This window comes from Thalassotalea litorea, assembly GCF_005843925.1.
Taxonomy (GTDB): Bacteria; Pseudomonadota; Gammaproteobacteria; order Enterobacterales; family Alteromonadaceae; genus Thalassotalea_A; species Thalassotalea_A litorea_A.
In genome coordinates this window covers 228,499-247,504 of sequence record NZ_VCBC01000003.1, presented here as the reverse complement: position 1 = coordinate 247,504, position 19,006 = coordinate 228,499, and the positions used below count along the sequence as shown (strand labels likewise).

Here is a 19,006-nt window from a genome sequence, read left to right as displayed (position 1 = left end):
CCTAATTATGCCTAAGCGGCGAAAACGCTGCGTTAGCTGTCGCTAAGTAGATACTTTGACCAACATGCCCAGACCTGCTCAGCCTGTTCGGTGATTTGTACTTGATTTATCACTTTAGGTCGATTCTGCAACGCCAATTCATGACCAAGATCACGTAAATAACAGTACGCCTGAGATAGTTGCTCGGCAGTGTTGTTATCCATTAATTCAAATTGCGCCAGACTTTCAAAAATACGGACATTATCTGAATATCGCGCCAGCGCTGGCTGCCGATAGCTGTATCCCAGTACAAAATACTGAGCCATAAATTCAATATCGGCCAGCCCTCCTTGCCCTTGTTTGATATCAAACAGATTGGCATCACTTCGATCCAGATGTTTGCGCATTTTCTCGCGCATATTCACCACATCCTGACGCAATTTGTCGCGATTGCGTTCCGAGGCAAGCATATCAATGCGAATATCATTAAACTGATTAACCAGCGCGGCATCGCCGCCAACAGCTCGCGCCCGAACAAGTGCCTGAAGCTCCCAGGTCCATGCCTCTTTCTTTAGGTATTGATGATACGTGTTGATATGCACTACCATCAACCCGGAATTACCCGACGGGCGCAGGCGCATATCGGCTTCGTAAAGTGTGCCACTATTGGTACGAGTATTAAACAAGTGCAATATCCGCTGGGCTAATTTCAAGTAGAACTGACTGGCGGGTATCTGTTTATCACCACTAGTCATATGGTTTGCTTCACAATTGTGAACAAACACCATATCCAAGTCCGAACTGTACCCTAATTCGATCCCGCCTAGCTTACCATAGCCAAGCACGGCAAAACCTTTGTCGTCCGTGCCTAACGTCCCCTCTGGTTGCCCATATCGAGTACACATTTGCTGCCAGGCTAATTCAACGACCTCAGCGATAATTCCTTGAGCAAGACCGGTTAGTTGATCACTCACTCGCATTACCGGCAATACGTCGCTGACATCCGCAGCGGCGATCTTCAATTGATGAGCTTGTTTAAATTGCCGCAGTGTTTCCATTTGCCCTTCAAGATCGTCATTCGGTACCCGCATCAAATTTTCCTGAAGGAACGTTTGATATTCTTGAGCCTCCGGCAAGGCCATAAGAAGTTCCGGATCAATCAATTCATCAAGTAAGATTGGATAACGTGCCAGAGTCTCAGTTATCCATTCACTCTCGCGACATAACTTGATTAACTGCTTTAATGCCCCTTGATTTTCATACAATAATTCCAGATAGGCAGTGCGACTGACAATTTTTAGTAACACATGCAAACAACGCTTTAATGTCATCAAAGGTGGCTTTTCGGCGATGAGACTCAGCAACAATGGGATCAGTTTATCCAATATGATTTGTCCACGACGGCCGATTGAGCGCTTATGAATATCCTCTTTGAAGCCCAACATTTCCTGATGTACCTTGGCATGGGGCCATTCAGGGCGAAGCTCTTGCAGCCAGCTAATGGATTCTTCAACGTCCCAGTCAGATAACCAATAGGTCACCCAACGATCACTTAAAGGCAGTTCATTGGGATTATCTTCACCGATTAACAGGTTAAACTCCCGATGTACATTCGCCATGTGTTGGCGGCATTTCTGGTAATAGTCTTGCCAATCGGAACACCCCATCACTTCAACCAGTCGAGCTTGATTTAAATCATCATCCGGCAGTAACTGAGTTTGTTTATCGGCAAATGCCTGAATGGCATTTTCACTGCGACGCAAAAAGTGATAAGCCGTGAGTAATATTTGATACGTCTCTCTGCTAATACTGCCATGCTCCGTTAATAACGCGAGCGCCTTAAAAATATTCCGCTCTTGCAACTGAGGGTTTCTGCCACCACGGATCAGCTGAAAAACCTGAACAATAAATTCGATTTCACGGATACCACCCTGCCCCAGTTTAATGTTGTCCTGAACCGACTTTCGTCGTGCTTCCTGAGCTATCATCAGTTTCATTTTGCGAAAGCTTTCAATAACGGAGAAGTCAATATAGCGGCGATAAACAAAGGGACGTAACATCGAAGACAAGCGTTTATGGTACTGAGTATTGCCAACCAGACGGGCTTTTAACATCGCATAGCGTTCCCAGTCTCGGCCCTGATCTTGATAATAGGTTTCCATGGCTGAAAAACTCAAAACCAAAGGGCCACTTTCACCAAATGGACGAAGCCGCATATCGACCCGATACACAAACCCATCCTCGGTAACCTGGTTTAACGCAGCAATCAGTTTTTGCCCTAAACGAGTAAAAAATTGTTGATTATCAATACTTTTTCTAGCGCCTTGAGTTTCCCCCCGATGAGGGTAGGCAAAAATCAAATCAATATCCGACGAGAAATTTAACTCCCCTCCACCTAACTTGCCCATGGCGTACACTAATAGAGGTTGCTCATGACCTTCAATATCGGCGGGATAACCCCAGCGCTCCTGACAAAATTTGGTTAACCAAGACAACGTACAGCTAATCAATACTTCCGCTAAATCCGTCAAGTGTTGCAGGCTAACTTTTAATGATAGGTCCGAGCAAAAATCATTGATCGCAAAACGGATCAAGTACTGTTTTCGATATCGACGTAATATCTGGTGTAATTCTACTTCCCCCTCACACTCAGCCAATAAATTGGTCAGTTCATCGGCCAGTTGCTCCTTGCTAAATAGATGCCCATCAGGCTGGGTAAAGATTGGTTCAATCAATTGCGGACTGGAAAGTAGCTGCTCTCTGGCAAAATCGGATAGGGCGATGGTACGTTTCAGATCTGCCAATTGAGCTTGGGTTAATGCCGGTAAATAGGGGGCAAATATACTCTGGCAGTGACTCCAGAACCGCTCAGCGTGTTGCTGCAACAACGTTGAAGTAAAAGAATCTGATCTATTCACTCAATAATCCTGTGTTCTCTGTTGAGGCTTTTGAAATCAACAAGCCATACTATTACCGTCACCGTGCAATGTTGCGACCAGGCTTGTTAGTTTCTGCTGATGCGATGCATCTAGCGCAAAACCTAAGTATCAGCCAAAATCAAAATAGGTGATTAACATTAACTTAACAGTTTATCAGTAAAATACGCAGACCTATGAGACATTTTACATCGACAATAATGATTAGTCTTTTTCTCCTCAGCGCTTGCATAGAACCCCTGGAAGAACAAATTAATCATCAGTTACCAATTTCCGAACAAAAACTTGGACAGTTACGGCAAGCCTTGCATAATGGCGAAGTCGCGAACGCTCGCGTGCTCAAAGATTACGCACAGCAACTCGGAGCTCAATCGCCTGAACAACAAAAACTGATTACTCTGCTTGTCAAAAATGCCACCCCAAAAGGGCAAATGTTTCGCGCCCTGAATGAAAGGTTGCAAGCGGTAAAGTATCAGGCAGAAATGTTTGATAGCCAGGAAGCTCGTTATCAAGAATTACTTAATATTTATCAGGCGGCCGATCCAAAGTTATTTTCCGATGCGCTTAGCGACCCATTAAATGTCCTGGCAGATCTCTCTGCCGGAGAACTTGCCCGCGTAAATGCCGAAACTAAAAACCAAACCTTGCAAATAAACCAAGCCAAAGACCTTGGTATTGCAGCCCTTCTCGTTGGTCATCCCGCGTTTGGACAATGGCAACCATCAAAGAGCGAAAAAATCATTTGGGTATGGTTTAAAAACTCCCGCGAATTCGATTCGCACTTAAACACTCCCCCGATAACCTATCAATTTTGGGCGCAAAACCGCGATTATAGTTATTATGCAGACATTGGTCGTGGCCTCTATACAGCACTGTTTATCCGTGCAAAGCAAGATAGAATGGAAAGTAAGCTTTCAGAAAAAGGGGCCTTTGTACAACAGCGTCAGGGAGATAGCGATTTATCTGCAGCCAGTTTAGTGTTAAAAAGTTCCTATAATTAAAACTGTTTATAAAGACTGTGTAATTTTATGGAAAAAATATTCGCTTTAGGTGATATCAACTCGCAAGAACTTTTAATACTTGCCGCAGAAATCTTCATTGCGATTTTATTGCTTGCCTTAATGCGCTACCTCTATGGGTTATCGATGGGAGTCAGCACTAAAGAACAACTGGCAAAAGTGGATAACTTTGCCTTTGGTATCAGCATGGCAGGGTCAATCGGTGGATTGGGCATTGTTCTCACCGGTGCGATCACGCCAAATTTGAATGGCGGCGTTGGCCGTGAATTAGTCAATATGTTCAGTTACGGCTTACTCGGGCTGCTATTGCTATATATTGGTCGCTTTGTGCACGACCGGTGGGCATTGCATCTGGTTGACAAGCGCCAACAAATCGCCAAAAAGAATATTACCATGGGCATCATTGACGCTTCCTCTGTGATTGCCAGCGCCATTATTATTCGTGAAATGTTGCTCTGGGTTGATGGCCTAAACGCCTTTGCTATCATTGCCATGATCAGTGCATTTGCCGTTGCCCAAACCCTGCTCACGATTGTCACTCGTATTCGCGAACGGCACTATGCCAAACACAATCAACTCGACTCGTTGCAAGAAGCCCTCGTCGATGGCCAGATAGCGCTGTCCCTGCGTTATAGCGGTCAGGTCATATCGACGGCTCTGGCGGTTACCGCAGCAAGCTATTTCCTCGACTATCACCCCGACACTATCGTTGAAAACCTAATCGGTTGGCTAGTGTTTGGCTTTCTGATGACTCTGGTCATGTGGGTACTGACATCCATCGCCAAACGAATTATTTTGCGCGGAATCGACCTCGAGACCGAAGTTGATCATCAGCACAACATTGGTGTGGCCAGTATCGAAATGGCGATCAGTATCGGTATCGCATTGATGTTAACCACCTTATTGGCCTAATACCACAGGATCCCGGTATCAAGGGCAAATGCCTGCCGACCAATTCAAATAACTGGATACAAACCATTTCAACATTTTATTAAACGCTGAATTAAAAATCGGTTGACATATTATGTCTAAGTGCTAATGTATGGCTATCGACATATTATGTCACGGAAGTCGTTAACGACTTAATTCAGGTGGTTAACGATAAAAACAATGAGGAAGACTATGAATATTCACAGCATTGCTGCCCACTTGAACGAATTGGCAGACAACGCCAGTACCGGAATGGTTTTTGATTGTCAGCCAATTTCCGGAGATGTAGACGTTTTGCAGATCACGGTTCAGGGACGTGAAGAGCTGCCAGTATTTTTGTCAGTAACAGACGATCAGATTATATGTATCACCTATTTATGGGGTGAACAAGAAATCGTAACCGAAAAACGCGTAGCCATGTTGGAAGCTATGTTAGAAATGAGCATTCCAATGCCGCTATCGTCATTTTCCAAAATTGGCGACAAATATGCCATTTTTGGTGCACTTTCTATCCATTCCAGCTTTGAAGATATCGAGCATGAGTTAGCTGTATTGAGCAACAATGCTATCGAAGTTATTGATGATATGAGTGAATTTTTAATTTAACCGGCAAGGAAAGACGACTATGAGTATTTTTAAGAAGATTATGACCGCCATCCGTGGTGGTGCCAGTGAAATGGGTGAAACTATCGTTGATGCCAATGCCACACGAATTTTCGAACAGGAGATCCGCGACGCACAAAATCACCTAACCAAAGCAAAGCGCGATTTGACCAGTGTGATGGCCCAGCAAATGTCAGCAACTCGTGATGTTGAACGTATTAAACGCGATATCGTCGAGCATGAAGGCTATGTGCAACAAGCTCTGACCCAGGAAAACGAAACCTTGGCCTTGCAAGTGGCTGAGAAAATCGCAGGCATGGAAAATGAGTTGGAAACCCAACAACAAGCCCTCGATAGCTATAGTTCGAATGTTGATCGATTAAAGGAACTGGTGAAAAAGAGTGAACGTCAAGTTGCAGAATTTAAACGTCAGCTGTCGATGGTTAAGACCACTGAGAATGTTCAAAAAGCAACGTCGGCAATTACCGACAACTTCTCTTCCAGTAACTCAAAGCTATTGAATGCCAAAGATTCTCTGGAGCGCATCAAAGCGAAACAACAGAAATTTGATGACCAGATGAAGGCTGCCGAATTACTTGAATCAGAAGATTCCGACACTTCTTTGCAAGCCCAGTTAAAAGCGGCTGGTATTGGTAAAGCAGATAAAGACGCTTCTTCGGTTCTTGACCGAATCAAAGCAAAACAGTCTTAATATTAACGACGGGGTGTTGGTGAAAATCAACACCCCGTTTTATCTTGTCTTATGCCCTCATCGAGAGGGTATAGACAAAATAAAGGGATAAGACTTTGTTGTGTGGGTACGGCTGATTATTCAACAATAGCGAGTAAATGGACACGATGAGCGATCGAAAAATTCCGCAAAAGTGGGAATCGAATGTTAAGGCGTTAAAGGCAGTTCAAGTTGCCTTTGATATGGATGAGAAGGTCCAGAAAACGATTCGAAAAAAAGCAGTTGATGCCGGTCTGAGCCCATCGGATCAGATTCGCCAGATCCTTGGTTTACCTGTGAATAAACGCCCAAAACGTCCACGTCTGACCGTGTCTTTAAATGAACAGGATTATCAGATACTCGCCCAGAAATATAATCTGGACGCAATTGACCAACTGGAAATTAAACGCAAGTTAATGGAAGAGCTTGTGGCCTTCGTCGAACAAACATAACAACCCTTAAGCTGCCTTGACTGCCGTTCGATTAATGCCAATAAGGGCGTATCGTTAGCGCAACCTGACGGCAGTGCTCTAATGCCTGAATTAAGGTATCTACTTTATTTTCTAACCAGTTCATGAGTTTTTTTGGCAATTCATTTTGCTGTTGTAATGTTGCTCGCAACAGACACAGATTTTCCAGTTCATCAATGCCAGAATGCATATCAAGCCAGGGACGCCGGAAATTACTGCGCTCTTCCCCTTCAAAAAGATGACCAAACCAAAATCCCGTTAGCAAGCTTCGAATCAACAACCCATGGCTTTGTAAATATTGCTGCTCTTCCATGTTCTGTTCTAATGAAATTGCTTGTTGCAAACGCTTAAGACCATCGTCTAACCACTCGCTGGCAAACTCCATTAAGCTTTGTTGTGATGATTCGGATGTTTCCAGCGATAAAATCAATTCTAACTGGGCCAATTGCAATTCATTAAACCGAGCTGACGTAAAATACTCCTTCATCTCCTGATCCGTTGGAAACGTATCCAGCTTACCTTTGAGTTCAAACAATAAGTTCTGGCTATATTCGATTTTCTTGCGATAGTTGCCGGTTTTAGTGGTCAATTCCTGCAATTGCAGTGCACTTTCGACCCAGGTAAGATCCTGTAATATCGTGCCAAATTGCACTCGCAGTTGTTGCGATTGCTGCTCAGGTAAATATCGCTCATACAACCACAAACCATGCCGAGACAATGCCAGTACATCGGCGATTTGTTTGATCAACTCTAACCGCGGTTCGCGCAAATATTCGGCAACTAGACGCTGCATCAAAGACAAAGCCTGTTCAAATCCACTGCTAAACGATTCGATAACCCCCATGGACTGAGTTAATTGAATCACCGAATTATCAAAACCTGGTAACGGTGTGTATTGAGAATATGCCAGGCGATATCCTCGAGCGGCCTTACTATGCTGCCCAGGACGAATGTTAAAACCCGTAAATAACAATTTCGCAATGCGGATTAAATGCGCTTGATCACCACTTAATAATTCGATTTCAATTTCTTTGATGATTTCACGCTCACCATTAGCTTCAATAACGCCGGTATCAAGCGCCAACTCTACTTCACTGCCATCAGCAAATTTCAAATGCCATGCGTTGCGCGTAAAGTCTGTTGTAAAAATCGGCACCAGTGAAGATTCAAGCGATTCAATATCAATCCCTGTTGGCCAAATATGATTTGGGAATTGCGCTAATGTCGGAAAGTTACCCAAAACCGGTAAATTGTATTCTGGCCGTTGATGCAAGCCAGCAACGACCTTACCCGCAGTTTTGATGGTTTGCTCCGCATCGCCATGTTGATTTTTTCGTATCCGAAGACCAATATCCAGGCCGCGTAACACCTGCTTCTGACTATCAAAGTAAATATTATTGAGGAATTTTTGCTTGTGGCTTGTTGTGACGTCTAATTCGCCGAGTAACTCAGTAAACTTTTGAATCAGTTGCGTATTATCAAGGTTGTCACAAATCAGGTATTTGAGTTCTATCTCAGTGTCCATTGTCGGAAAAAAATCGCTTCTTTTATAATCGAATAACAGTATAACCTTACAAAAGCCCGACTGACCTGGCAAACAAATTTCAGTTTTTTTGAAAAAGGTCGATAAAACAACTAAGTACTAAAAACCATCAAAACAAAAATGTTTACACCATATCTTGATTGCATTCGTACCTGACGATCGTCAATGGTCGCGGCTAAATTACACTTTTTTACTTTTGTACATCTTGCCATAAGTGTCACAAACACCTAATATCGTTACACCTTAAACCCATCAGTTGTAACGGTTTACATGAAACAAATTTCGAAATTCTTACTGGTAAGCCTGCTGGCAGTTTCCAGCATCGCTATTGCACAGGAAGAAGCACCAACGACCCCAGTCAGTGTGACACCCGGCAAAACAGGCTACGTTAGCGACAACCTCTATGTATTCTTTCATTCAGGAGCGGGCAATCAATATCGAATTCTTGGCAGTATTAATGCCGGTGATGAAATCGAGTTTTTAGCTGGCCCTGTGAATAACTACGTTCAGATCAAAGATAATAAAGGCCGAACCGGTTGGATTGAGCAAGGGCTTCTTTCAAATAGTCCGGGTCTTAGACATACCGTTAGTCAACTAAATGCCGATCTCGCCGATAACAAAGTATTGACCGAAGACCTGCAAGCGAAATTAAGTGACGCACGTCAACAACTCGGTGAGTTGACGCGTAATCACAAGCAATTGCAAAGTGATCACAGTAAATTAACGAAAGACTACGCCGCTGCTCAGAAAAAAATTGATAGTGCGAGTATGGAGGTCATGAAGACGTACTTTCTCTACGGTGGAAGCGTGCTTCTTATCGGATTGCTATTTGGTTTAATTTTGCCGAAATTGATGCCACGTAAAAAAAGTAGCTGGTAAGCGGAAAATCCATGATGTACGTGTTGTTTGATGTATTACACCTGTACTACCTTCCTCAGTATTTGCCTGTACAGCAAAAGTTGGCCGGGCAAAATGTGAAAACGGCATTTGTTTTCTATCGCAGCATTCATGATGAGATCATGGAACAGATAGCTCACGATAACGACCTGGAATATACCTGGGTCGAAGATGACAAAGAAGCTACGAGCTTTTACTTGCAGGAAAAAGCCGATTGGGTATTTTTCGCAAACAGTTTTGCGCACCTTGATGAACTTCATCAAGTCAGCAAATCTGCGCAAATCGGCCACGGAATTGGACCTAAGGCTTGCTACTATACCAAGTCCGATACCGCAATGACCGTGCGTTTTGTCGAGGGTGCATACCGCTGTGAGCGATTAAAAACCATGTATCCTGAAAACGAATTCGTTGATGTCGGCTTTAGCAAACTTGATTCTTTGATAACAGGCAAAGAACCCGGATTTGATTTGCAACAATTAGGGTTAGATCCCAATAAGCCAACCTTGACCTATGCGCCAACATTTTATCCAAGCTCCATAGAATGCTTTGCTAAAGACTGGCCCGCTGATTTCAATGATTTTAATATTCTGATAAAACCTCATTACTTCTCCATTGCCAAAGAAAAGTATCACCGCCAAAAAGCCCTTTTAGAACATTGGGCAAACTTTGATAATGTCTATCTGGCAAAGGAAACAGATTATAATCTGGTACCATTTATGGCCAGTTCAGATATTTTGATCAGCGATGCTTCATCGGCACTGTTCGAATTTGCGGCGTTAAACAAGCCGGTTATCTGGTGTGATTTTCTTAAACTTCGCTGGAGCTACCGAGGTCTGTTTTCCTATCGTTTTAAAAAGCGTATGGACGAAGATTTCGGAGAATATGCCAATATTGCGGTACACGCGAAACATTATAAAGAACTGCGCCAATTGGTACTTGAACAGTACCGACAACCATCCCAACTCGAGTCGATACGAATGGAGCTTGCAGAAAAGCTCGCAGGCCGTCTTGATGGTAAAGCCAGCGATCGAGTCCTGTCTTATTTAATGAACCAGCAATAAGCGCTAGTCTACTCTTATAACGAGCATGGCTCACCATGCTCTGATAATTTCCCAAGTTAAAACATCGGATACAAAATGAAAACCATAGGCTATACCACTGGCGTGTTTGATTTATTTCATATTGGTCACCTTAACGTATTAAAGCGCGCCAGATTGGAGTGTGACCACTTGATTGTCGGCATCAGTACCGACGAGCTTTCGATGCAAAGTAAAGGAAAAACGCCCATTATTCCTTTTCAAGAACGCATGGATATCGTCGAGGCAATTAAATTTGTTGATGAAGTCGTGCCTCAGGTAAACTACGACAAGTTTGAAGCTTGGAATAACCTGAGATTTGATCGCATGTTTGTTGGCGATGACTGGAAAGGCTCGCAAAAATGGAATAATTACGAATTACAGTTCTCGAACGTTGGCGTCGAAATCTTGTATTTTCCATACACAAAACATACGTCCAGTACCAAACTTAGAGAAATCCTCAATAAAATTTAAATTCATTTAAAACAACAAAAGTTAATTGCATGGCCGGAAAAAAGTACCTCTTTTACGTTTCACAAAATTACAGTTACGCAATATTACGCCCGGTTCAGGAGGAAATTATTGCCCGAGGAGATTTTGTGGCCTGGTTTGCTCACGGTAAAAGTATCGAGCGCTCATATTTTCGCGACAATGAGCGAGTTCTTCATACTCTGGATGATATTTTTGAATATAACCCCGATGCCATCTTCTACCCCTCTAATCAGGCTCCAACCTTTTTACCGGGTATTAACGTTGCGGTTTTTCATGGGTTTGATGCCGGTAAACTCGATAAAAAAGGCAATAATGATCATTTCAAAATCCGCAATTGCTTTGATTTATATTGTACTCAGGGCCCAGATTCTACAACGAAATTCAAAGCCTTAATGTCTGAACCCAGGCACTTTGAAGTTGTCGAAACAGGCTGGTGTGCTTTAGATCCTCTATTTACGCACGATAGTGTTATCAATCAACGCCCCAAAATATTACTTTGTTCGACCTTTTCCAAGAAATTAAGCTGCGCACCGCATTTACTTGAAGAAATCAAGCGCATCAGCCAAAACGGTGAGTGGGACTGGATCGTGCAATTTCATCCGAAAATGCCGCTAGATATCGTAAATCAATACAAAGCGATTCAAAGCAAGCATTTAACGTTTGTTGAAACCGATGATGTGATCCCTTTATTGGCCGAAGCAGATCTTATGGTTTGTGATACCTCTTCGGTTTTAATTATGTTTATCTTGCAAGGTAAACCTGTGGTGACGTTTAAAAACATTGCGCCTGGTGACTATCTTCTCGATATTGATGATCCAGCGACCCTTGAACAAACCATAAGAAAAGGCCTGTCAAAGCCTAATGATTTAATGTTAGCGATTAACCGGTACATCCAACAACAACACCCTTATCAGGATGGAAAGTCTTCTGCTCGACTATTAGACGCAGTCAACACCACGATTGAACATCGAAGTAAACTGGCAAATAAACCCATTGATATCATTCGCCAGTTTAAAATGCGCCGTAAGTTAGGTTATTGGAAGCTTTTTTAAGCATCCTCTGTAAGCGAGTAACAAACCTAAGGGTTGTGATCGGTTTTTACGATTTCAATAATTTCCGTGGTCGAAACGGACGGTGTCCGCGGTAGATAAATTACCTGACAAATATCCTTTAAGTGATCAAATTTACCTTGCCAATCATCCCCCATCACTAAAATATCGGCATTATAATATTTGATATACTCAGCCTTTAGCTCCAATGATTCTTCGACAAAGACCTCATCGACACTGCGCATCGACCGGATGATATGCATGCGATCTTTCTCAGAATAAATGGGGTAACGCTTTTTCTTGGCCATATTCAACGCATCGGAAGAAACCCCAACAATTAAATGATCACCATGCAATCGGGCTCGTTCCAGAATATTCACATGTCCGACATGGAATACGTCAAATGTACCAAAAGTGATAACACGCATAATAACTTCAAAACTTCATCGAATTTTCACAAAAATAAAGCAAAATCGTCTCGGTATCCAGACATTGTGGCAGAAACCTTAACAACTGCGCGATTTTTCCACGACCAAATATTTAAGTAATTATTCTATTTTTCTATTGACAGTCACTTTTCGAACACATACATTTAGGGTTAATTAATTGTTAAGCATAATTTTTCAAACACAATGCATACTTATTTAATCAAAGACGCTCTATTCGTTCTCCTGCTGCTTCCAGCGTGCGGGCGTTACTCTATTGTTTAAATAAACTAAAAGATTAACAAAAACCCGCATATACCATGCGGGTTTTTTCGTTTCAGGCTGATGTTTTAATAGAAGGTAATACACCATGACAGACAAGGTAATAATCTTTGATACCACGTTACGAGATGGCGAGCAGGCGTTAACTGCTAGCCTGTCGTTTCATGAAAAAATTCAGATTGCCCTGGCTCTCGAGCGACTTGGTGTTGATATTATTGAAGCGGGCTTTCCAGTTTCCTCCCCTGGAGATTTTCACTCAGTTCAGGAAATTGCCAAAGTCGTGAAAAACGCCACAGTCTGTGGCTTATCACGCGCTGTAGAAGCGGATATTAAAGCCTGTGCCGATGCGTTAAAGGTTGCCGATCATTTTCGAATCCATACCTTCATCTCAACCTCGGATGTTCATGTTCAGAAAAAGCTTCGTAAAGAGTTTAGTGATGTGGAAGCCATGGCGGTGCATGCCGTTAAGTATGCTCGTCAGTTTACTGATGATGTGGAATTTTCCTGTGAAGACGCTGGTCGTACACCAATCGACAACCTTTGTCGTATGGTGGAATCTGCAATCAAAGCTGGAGCTACCACGGTGAATATTCCAGACACCGTCGGCTACACCTTGCCAAATGAGTTTGGCGGTATCATCAGCCAATTGTTTAATCGCGTTCCGAATATCGATAAAGCGATTATCTCTGTGCATTGCCATAACGATTTAGGGTTAGCCGTCGCCAACTCTATGGCTGCAGTGCAAGCCGGTGCACGACAGGTGGAATGTACGGTAAATGGTATCGGCGAACGCGCCGGCAATTGCTCATTGGAAGAAATTGCCATGATTATGAAAACCCGTGAACAATATTTAAATGTAAGTACCGGTATCAAACATCAGGAAATTGCCCGCACTTCAAAACTGGTCAGCCAATTATGTAATATGCCTGTGCAACCAAACAAAGCCATTGTTGGCGCCAATGCTTTTTCTCACTCTTCCGGTATTCATCAGGACGGCATGTTAAAAGCCAGCAATACCTATGAAATTATGACTCCGGAAAGTGTTGGCATTAGCAAAACCAAACTAAACCTGACTTCCCGCAGCGGGCGCCATGTTATTAAACATCGAATGGAATCTTTGGGATATCAGGAAGGCGATTATGATTTAAATTATCTGTACGAAAAGTTTTTGAAACTTGCGGATAAAAAAGGTCAGGTATTTGATGACGATCTGGAAGCAATTTTATTTGATTCACAGCAAAAGGTTGTCGATAACTTTTATCAAATCCGCTATTGCTCAGTCCAATCGGGTAGCGGTGACTTTGCCACAGCGAGTGTTAAATTAGCGATCGGTGAGAAAGAACAGGTGACCTCAGCAACAGGTAATGGTCCGGTCGATGCGCTTTTTCAAGCAATCAAGCAGGCGGTTGATATTGAATTCGACGTTGCCGATTACAGTATTTCCAATAAAGGCGAAGGCGAAGATGGGCTTGGCGTTGCGAACCTTGTGGTTAGCTGGCAAGCGCGCAAATTTCATGGTTACGGGTTAGAAACCGACATTATCCAGGCATCTGCCAATGCCCTTGTACACACATTAAATAGCATTCACCGTGCCCAACGGGTTGCTGAATTAAAGCGCGATGCGCAATCACAACAAAGCAGTAAACAAATCTAAGGCAATAACGAAGATGGCAAATATAGCAATTTTGGCCGGTGACGGCATAGGTCCTGAAGTCATGCAGGAAGCTGAAAAGGTGTTGATGCAAGTCGCCGAAAGCTTCTCATTGGATCTCACTTTGAACCACTATGATGTTGGTGGCTGTGCTATCGACATTCATGGAAAAGCACTTCCAGAACAAACGGTAAAAGGCTGTGAACAAGCCGATGCTGTACTATTTGGTTCTGTCGGCGGCCCTAAGTGGTCCTCGCTTCCACCAACCGAACAACCAGAACGAGCTGCCCTTTTAGGACTACGTGGTCATTTCGGTTTGTTCTGTAATATGCGCCCAGCATCTTTGCAAAGTGCGCTATCCCATTTATCTACTTTAAGAGCCGATATAGCCGATACCGGTTTTGACATTTTAGTCATGCGCGAACTAACCGGTGGGATCTATTTTGGCGAGCCAAAAGGTCGACGCGGTGAAGGCGAACAAGAAACGGGTTTCGACACCATGTTATATAGCCGCAGTGAAATAAAACGTATTACCCATTTAGCGTTTAAAGCCGCACAAAAGCGTCGCAGTAAAGTCACTTCCGTAGATAAAGCCAATGTACTGGCAACCAGCCAATTGTGGCGTCAGGTGGTAGAAGAAGTCGCCCCTGAATATCCCGATGTAGAACTCGACCATATGTATGTTGATAATGCTGCGATGCAACTGGTTAAAGATCCAAGTCAGTTTGATGTAATTTTAACCTCGAATTTATTCGGCGATATTCTTTCGGATATCTGCGCCATGGTAACCGGCTCGATGGGGCTATTGCCGAGCGCTAGTTTAAATGAACAGGGTTTTGGTTTGTACGAACCTGCTGGCGGTTCTGCCCCAGATATCGCCGGTCTTGGCATTGCCAACCCGATTGCACAGATCCTGAGTGCTGCACTGTTGTTGCGCTATAGCCTCAATCAGGGCGCCGCTGCCAGTGCCATTGAAGCCGCGGTAAGCGCAGCATTGGATGAGCAATTTATTACCCGAGATTTGCTGACACAAGAACAAGCGCATTTAGCGAAAAGTACCCGGGAGATGGGTGATTTTATTTGCGCCCACATTAACCAAAATGCAAAGGAAATCAGTCATGCCTAGCACCTTGTATGAAAAGTTATGGCAACGCCATTTGGTCGAAGATAAAAGCGGCGAAACGCCGTTAATTTTTGTTGACCGCCATTTAGTTCATGAAGTCACATCGCCACAGGCCTTTGCAAACCTGAAATTTCATGGTCGCAAGGTATATAGCCCTGAGCGTACAATTGCAACCATGGATCACAACATATCCACCCGTTCCGCCGACATCAATGCGGCGGGGGAAAATGCCGCTAATCAACTGAAAACTCTGGATAAAAACTGCCAGGAATTTGGTGTCAGACTTTATGGTATGGGCCATAAAAACCAAGGTATTGTCCATGTGATGGGTCCGGAGCTTGGTTTAACTTTACCTGGCCAGGTTATCGTTTGTGGTGACTCGCATACCGCAACACATGGCGCCTTCGGTTCTCTGGCTTTTGGTATCGGTACTTCAGAAGTCGAACATGTTTTAGCAACGCAAACCTTGCGTCAAAACAAAGCCAAAACCATGAAAATCGACATTCAAGGTAGTCGCCCATTAGGCGTCAGTGCAAAAGATATCATCCTTGCCGTTATTGGTAAGGTGGGTCATGCGGGTGCGACCGGCTACGTGGTCGAATACACCGGCGCCACCATCGCTGAATTAACCATGGAAGAGCGCATGACGGTATGTAACATGAGTATCGAATTTGGTGCCAAAGCCGGCATTATTGCACCGGACCATACAACGTTTGAGTACCTTAAGGGCAAAGAATTTGCCCCGAGAGGCGATACCTGGTTGCAAGCGCTTAATGACTGGCAAACACTGCATAGCGATGATGATGCAACGTTTGATACCGTTGTCACAATCGACGCGCAAGAGATTAAACCACAAGTTACCTGGGGAACAAATCCTGGACAAGTTACCGCGATTAACTCCGTAGTGCCCTCCCCGGATGATTTTAGTGATGCGGTTGAACGTGATTCCTGTGTGAATGCTCTGCAGTATATGGATCTTACACCTGGCACGAAAATTACCGACATTCACATTAACAATGTATTTATCGGTTCATGTACCAATTCACGCATCGAAGATTTACGTATTGCCGCCGCTGTTGTTAAAGGCAAAACCGTATCGCCCCAGGTAACCGCCATTGTCGTGCCTGGCTCCTACCGAGTAAAACAGCAAGCGGAATCCGAAGGTCTTGATGAGGTTTTTAAGCAAGCAGGGTTTGAATGGCGTTTGCCAGGCTGTTCTATGTGTTTAGGGATGAATGATGACAAGTTAATCGCAGGAGATCGTTGTGCATCAACGTCCAATCGTAACTTTGAAGGTCGCCAGGGGCGCGGCAGTCGTACGCATTTGGTAAGCCCAGCGATGGCAGCAGCCGCCGCGATTGCCGGCCACTTTGTTGATGTTAACCAATTTGCAGGAGCCAAATAATGGAAAAGTTTATCGAACACACGGGTCTAGTCGTGCCATTAGATCGGGCCAATGTCGACACCGATCAGATCATCCCTAAACAGTTTCTGCAAAAGACGACTCGAACCGGTTTTGCTCAGCACCTGTTTCACGATTGGCGTTTTTTAGATGACGATGGTTTACAACCGAATCCAGATTTCATTCTTAACCAAGCTGCCTACAAGGGCGCCAGCATACTGTTGGCCCGTGAAAATTTCGGTTGTGGTTCATCCCGGGAACATGCTCCCTGGGCGATTCAAGAGTTTGGTTTTAAAGTTGTTATCGCGCCAAGCTTTGCCGATATTTTTTATGGTAATTGCATCAATATCGGTGTGCTGCCAATTGTGTTGGAAGAGCAGGCCATTAATGAATTGTTCACTCATGCGTTGCAAAAACCATTAGAGTTAACAGCAAATTTAGAGACTATGACGCTGACGTATGGTGATAAAAGCTACCCGATTGAACTTACCCAATTTCAGCAGTATTGCCTGAAAAATGGTATCGATAGCGTTGGCTGGACCTTGCAGAGTCAGGCCAGAATTGACGAATTTTCTGCGTCCTTACCAGCCTGGCAATAGTCAGTCTCTGCATCGAAAAAGGGCCTGTATCGGCCCTTTTTTTTGTGGATTTTTTTGCACTTTGGTTATATTCACATTGATTAAGATACATTGAATTCATCACTTTCTCATAACTATCTACCGTCATCTCACCTTGTCTTGTCTTAGGTTCTCCTGCCGCGTACTGTGATTCAATTAATTTCGACGTCTTAAATTAATAGTAAATAAACAAGTATCAGTAAAACAAAGGGAGGTTAGAGCCAGCAACATCCAGGAATGATGTTTGGATCGTACTAATGCAAATTGTTTTATGGGTGTAGGTGTTCTATTTGTAACGGCGTAATTAAACGGGATAGCGCATGACGTCAAACAGCACAAATTTGACGTTAACCCACGGAAAAGGTTAATGTCTTCAAAGGGCTGTGAACTAAGATCATTCTCTGTTTATGACACTGGGATACAGCAAGCCATCAACATAATAGACTGTTATATTCTACGTGAACATGGAGAGTTGTATGAAAAAAATTAGTATTTTTTTAATCGCTTTAGCCCTATTAGGTTGTCAAGCGACATCCACAGAGGTAGAGCCTGTATTTACTTCTGAAGCGATTGAAATCACTCCAGATGAACTATCGAATTATTGGGTTCCTAAATCTACAAAAGTTAAGATGTTAAAGAAGCGGCCTACATGGTTACCAAAAGGCAAAGGTGAGTGGACAGTTTTAACTGTGATAGATTCAAATGGTTACGTAGTTAAGAAAACTCTCATAAGCTCAGTACCAGAAGGCTTCATGACGCAAAGCAAAATTGATGAAATGCCAAACACAAAATTCATCCCAGCCCCATCGAACAACAAACGCACGCCAGTTAAGTTTTTAAGTACAGCTAAAATAGTCCCTAGGAGCGAATTGTAAAACATAACGAGTCGTTTAAAAGGACAAAAACCGTTGGCTTTTTCTCCTTTATCGCTAATTTTAGCCAACTATTTTTGCCTGTTAATTAGGCGTTAGGCATACAAGATATATCGCATGAAAATACTTTCATTTTTATTAATTACTTTAATTATGACTTTCAGCCAATTATCAATGGCCAATGTAGACGAAATTGGTGGTTATAGAATTCTTATAACAAGTTCATTAGATGATAACGGCATGCCAACCGATGAAATTGAAACTATTCAGCTAGATCACAAACTATTTTACGTTTTTTCGGAGTGGAACTTACCCGCAGGTGAATATAGGTATAGCTGCATAATATACGATGGAGATAGGAGAGTAGTAAATTCTCAATTTAATACTTTCAAATCAAGTGGAGGTAACTTCAACTTCTGGTGTTCACATGACTTAGATAAAAGTACTGATAAACCCGGAGATTGGTACGCAGAAATGGGTATTGAAGGTTTCAATTCTGCAGATATATATTTCTCGGTTACCGAAGATGATATTAGGAACTCTTTGATCGGTAATTGGGATTGGAGCAATGAGGAAGATAGTTGCAATTTAGAGCATGTTATTAATATATCTTTCAATGTTGCCGGCACTAAAATGTACCATACCTCTAAATCTGGAATGAAATTAACAACTAGTGATGAATTGTACGAAAAAATTGTTTACTCAATTTTATCCGAAGGTGACAAATATTTGCGTACCATAGTGATTAATGAATCCCAAAAAACAGATAATGGAGAAATATTTCTTTGGGATTTAATTTTGAACGATGATAAATCGTTTTGTTGGAAGCAATCAGAATGGCCTGAAGGGCACTGTACAGAAAAATTAGTAAAGTGTGACAAGTAAGCCTAACCACTCAGCTACACACAGC

18 protein-coding genes are annotated in these 19,006 nt (G+C 43.1%); 15 read left to right on the top strand and 3 right to left on the bottom strand.

All coding sequences use genetic code 11. The features are described from left to right. Positions 1–32: 32 nt before the first annotated feature. Positions 33–2,897 carry a bifunctional [glutamate--ammonia ligase]-adenylyl-L-tyrosine phosphorylase/[glutamate--ammonia-ligase] adenylyltransferase gene (gene glnE / locus FE810_RS03040; protein WP_138318556.1) on the bottom strand — a complete coding sequence of 955 codons (2,865 nt, stop codon included), beginning with the start codon at positions 2,895–2,897 and terminating at the stop codon, positions 33–35. Between the two features lie 218 nt (positions 2,898–3,115). Here glnE and FE810_RS03035 point away from each other — a divergent pair, with 218 nt between their 5' ends. From FE810_RS03035 to FE810_RS03015, 5 genes are all read left to right on the top strand, one after another. Continuing rightward, positions 3,116–3,916, top strand: coding sequence for a hypothetical protein (locus tag FE810_RS03035; protein WP_171022234.1), 801 nt, complete (start codon positions 3,116–3,118; stop codon positions 3,914–3,916). Positions 3,917–3,943: 27 nt separating this feature from the next. After that, the gene (locus tag FE810_RS03030) at positions 3,944–4,846 is read left to right on the top strand and encodes a DUF350 domain-containing protein (protein ID WP_138318554.1); all 903 of its coding nucleotides are present in this window, start codon (positions 3,944–3,946) and stop codon (positions 4,844–4,846) included. Between the two features lie 210 nt (positions 4,847–5,056). Next, complete coding sequence (locus tag FE810_RS03025; RefSeq protein ID WP_138318553.1) at positions 5,057–5,470, top strand: YjfI family protein; 414 nt, start codon at positions 5,057–5,059, stop codon at positions 5,468–5,470. A 19-nt stretch (positions 5,471–5,489) separates the two neighbouring features. Beyond that, positions 5,490–6,179 carry a PspA/IM30 family protein gene (locus FE810_RS03020; protein ID WP_138318552.1) on the top strand — a complete coding sequence of 230 codons (690 nt, stop codon included), beginning with the start codon at positions 5,490–5,492 and terminating at the stop codon, positions 6,177–6,179. A 146-nt stretch (positions 6,180–6,325) separates the two neighbouring features. After that, positions 6,326–6,649 (top strand): hypothetical protein, encoded by a 324-nt coding sequence (locus tag FE810_RS03015; RefSeq protein ID WP_138318551.1) that lies wholly within the window; start codon positions 6,326–6,328, stop codon positions 6,647–6,649. A 31-nt stretch (positions 6,650–6,680) separates the two neighbouring features. Here the strand turns inward: FE810_RS03015 and FE810_RS03010 are convergent, their stop codons facing one another. Then, the gene (locus tag FE810_RS03010; protein WP_138318550.1) at positions 6,681–8,192 is read right to left on the bottom strand and encodes a CYTH domain-containing protein; all 1,512 of its coding nucleotides are present in this window, start codon (positions 8,190–8,192) and stop codon (positions 6,681–6,683) included. A gap of 288 nt (positions 8,193–8,480) precedes the next feature. Here FE810_RS03010 and FE810_RS03005 point away from each other — a divergent pair, with 288 nt between their 5' ends. The 4 genes from FE810_RS03005 (at position 8,481) to FE810_RS02990 (ending at position 11,727) form a co-directional block, all read left to right on the top strand. After that, positions 8,481–9,089: a TIGR04211 family SH3 domain-containing protein gene (locus tag FE810_RS03005; RefSeq protein WP_138318549.1), complete on the top strand. Its 609-nt coding sequence runs from the start codon at positions 8,481–8,483 to the stop codon at positions 9,087–9,089. Between the two features lie 11 nt (positions 9,090–9,100). Continuing rightward, on the top strand, positions 9,101–10,168 hold the full coding sequence (locus tag FE810_RS03000; protein WP_306416831.1) for a CDP-glycerol glycerophosphotransferase family protein: 1,068 nt from the start codon (positions 9,101–9,103) through the stop codon (positions 10,166–10,168). A gap of 75 nt (positions 10,169–10,243) precedes the next feature. Next, positions 10,244–10,657, top strand: a complete 414-nt coding sequence (locus tag FE810_RS02995) for an FAD synthase family protein (RefSeq protein ID WP_138318548.1) — start codon at positions 10,244–10,246, stop codon at positions 10,655–10,657. 29 nt (positions 10,658–10,686) lie between these two features. Continuing rightward, complete coding sequence (locus tag FE810_RS02990; protein WP_138318547.1) at positions 10,687–11,727, top strand: CDP-glycerol glycerophosphotransferase family protein; 1,041 nt, start codon at positions 10,687–10,689, stop codon at positions 11,725–11,727. Positions 11,728–11,753: 26 nt separating this feature from the next. Here FE810_RS02990 and FE810_RS02985 read toward each other — a convergent pair whose 3' ends face one another. Then, positions 11,754–12,155, bottom strand: coding sequence for an FAD synthase family protein (locus FE810_RS02985; protein WP_212744461.1), 402 nt, complete (start codon positions 12,153–12,155; stop codon positions 11,754–11,756). Between the two features lie 364 nt (positions 12,156–12,519). Here FE810_RS02985 and leuA point away from each other — a divergent pair, with 364 nt between their 5' ends. From leuA to FE810_RS02955, 6 genes are all read left to right on the top strand, one after another. Continuing rightward, positions 12,520–14,085, top strand: a complete 1,566-nt coding sequence (gene leuA / locus FE810_RS02980) for a 2-isopropylmalate synthase (RefSeq protein WP_138318545.1) — start codon at positions 12,520–12,522, stop codon at positions 14,083–14,085. Between the two features lie 13 nt (positions 14,086–14,098). Further along, a complete protein-coding gene (gene leuB / locus FE810_RS02975) occupies positions 14,099–15,208 on the top strand; it encodes a 3-isopropylmalate dehydrogenase (RefSeq protein ID WP_138318544.1) in 1,110 nt (369 codons plus the stop codon). Beyond that, a complete protein-coding gene (gene leuC / locus FE810_RS02970) occupies positions 15,201–16,610 on the top strand; it encodes a 3-isopropylmalate dehydratase large subunit (RefSeq protein WP_138318543.1) in 1,410 nt (469 codons plus the stop codon). The genes leuB and leuC overlap by 8 nt, the downstream gene beginning before the upstream one ends. Further along, positions 16,610–17,206, top strand: a complete 597-nt coding sequence (gene leuD, locus FE810_RS02965; protein WP_138318542.1) for a 3-isopropylmalate dehydratase small subunit — start codon at positions 16,610–16,612, stop codon at positions 17,204–17,206. The genes leuC and leuD overlap by 1 nt, the downstream gene beginning before the upstream one ends. Positions 17,207–17,700: 494 nt before the next feature. Continuing rightward, positions 17,701–18,099 carry a hypothetical protein gene (locus tag FE810_RS02960; RefSeq protein WP_138318541.1) on the top strand — a complete coding sequence of 133 codons (399 nt, stop codon included), beginning with the start codon at positions 17,701–17,703 and terminating at the stop codon, positions 18,097–18,099. Positions 18,100–18,213: 114 nt separating this feature from the next. Further along, the gene (locus FE810_RS02955) at positions 18,214–18,981 is read left to right on the top strand and encodes a hypothetical protein (RefSeq protein WP_138318540.1); all 768 of its coding nucleotides are present in this window, start codon (positions 18,214–18,216) and stop codon (positions 18,979–18,981) included. Positions 18,982–19,006: the final 25 nt, after the last annotated feature.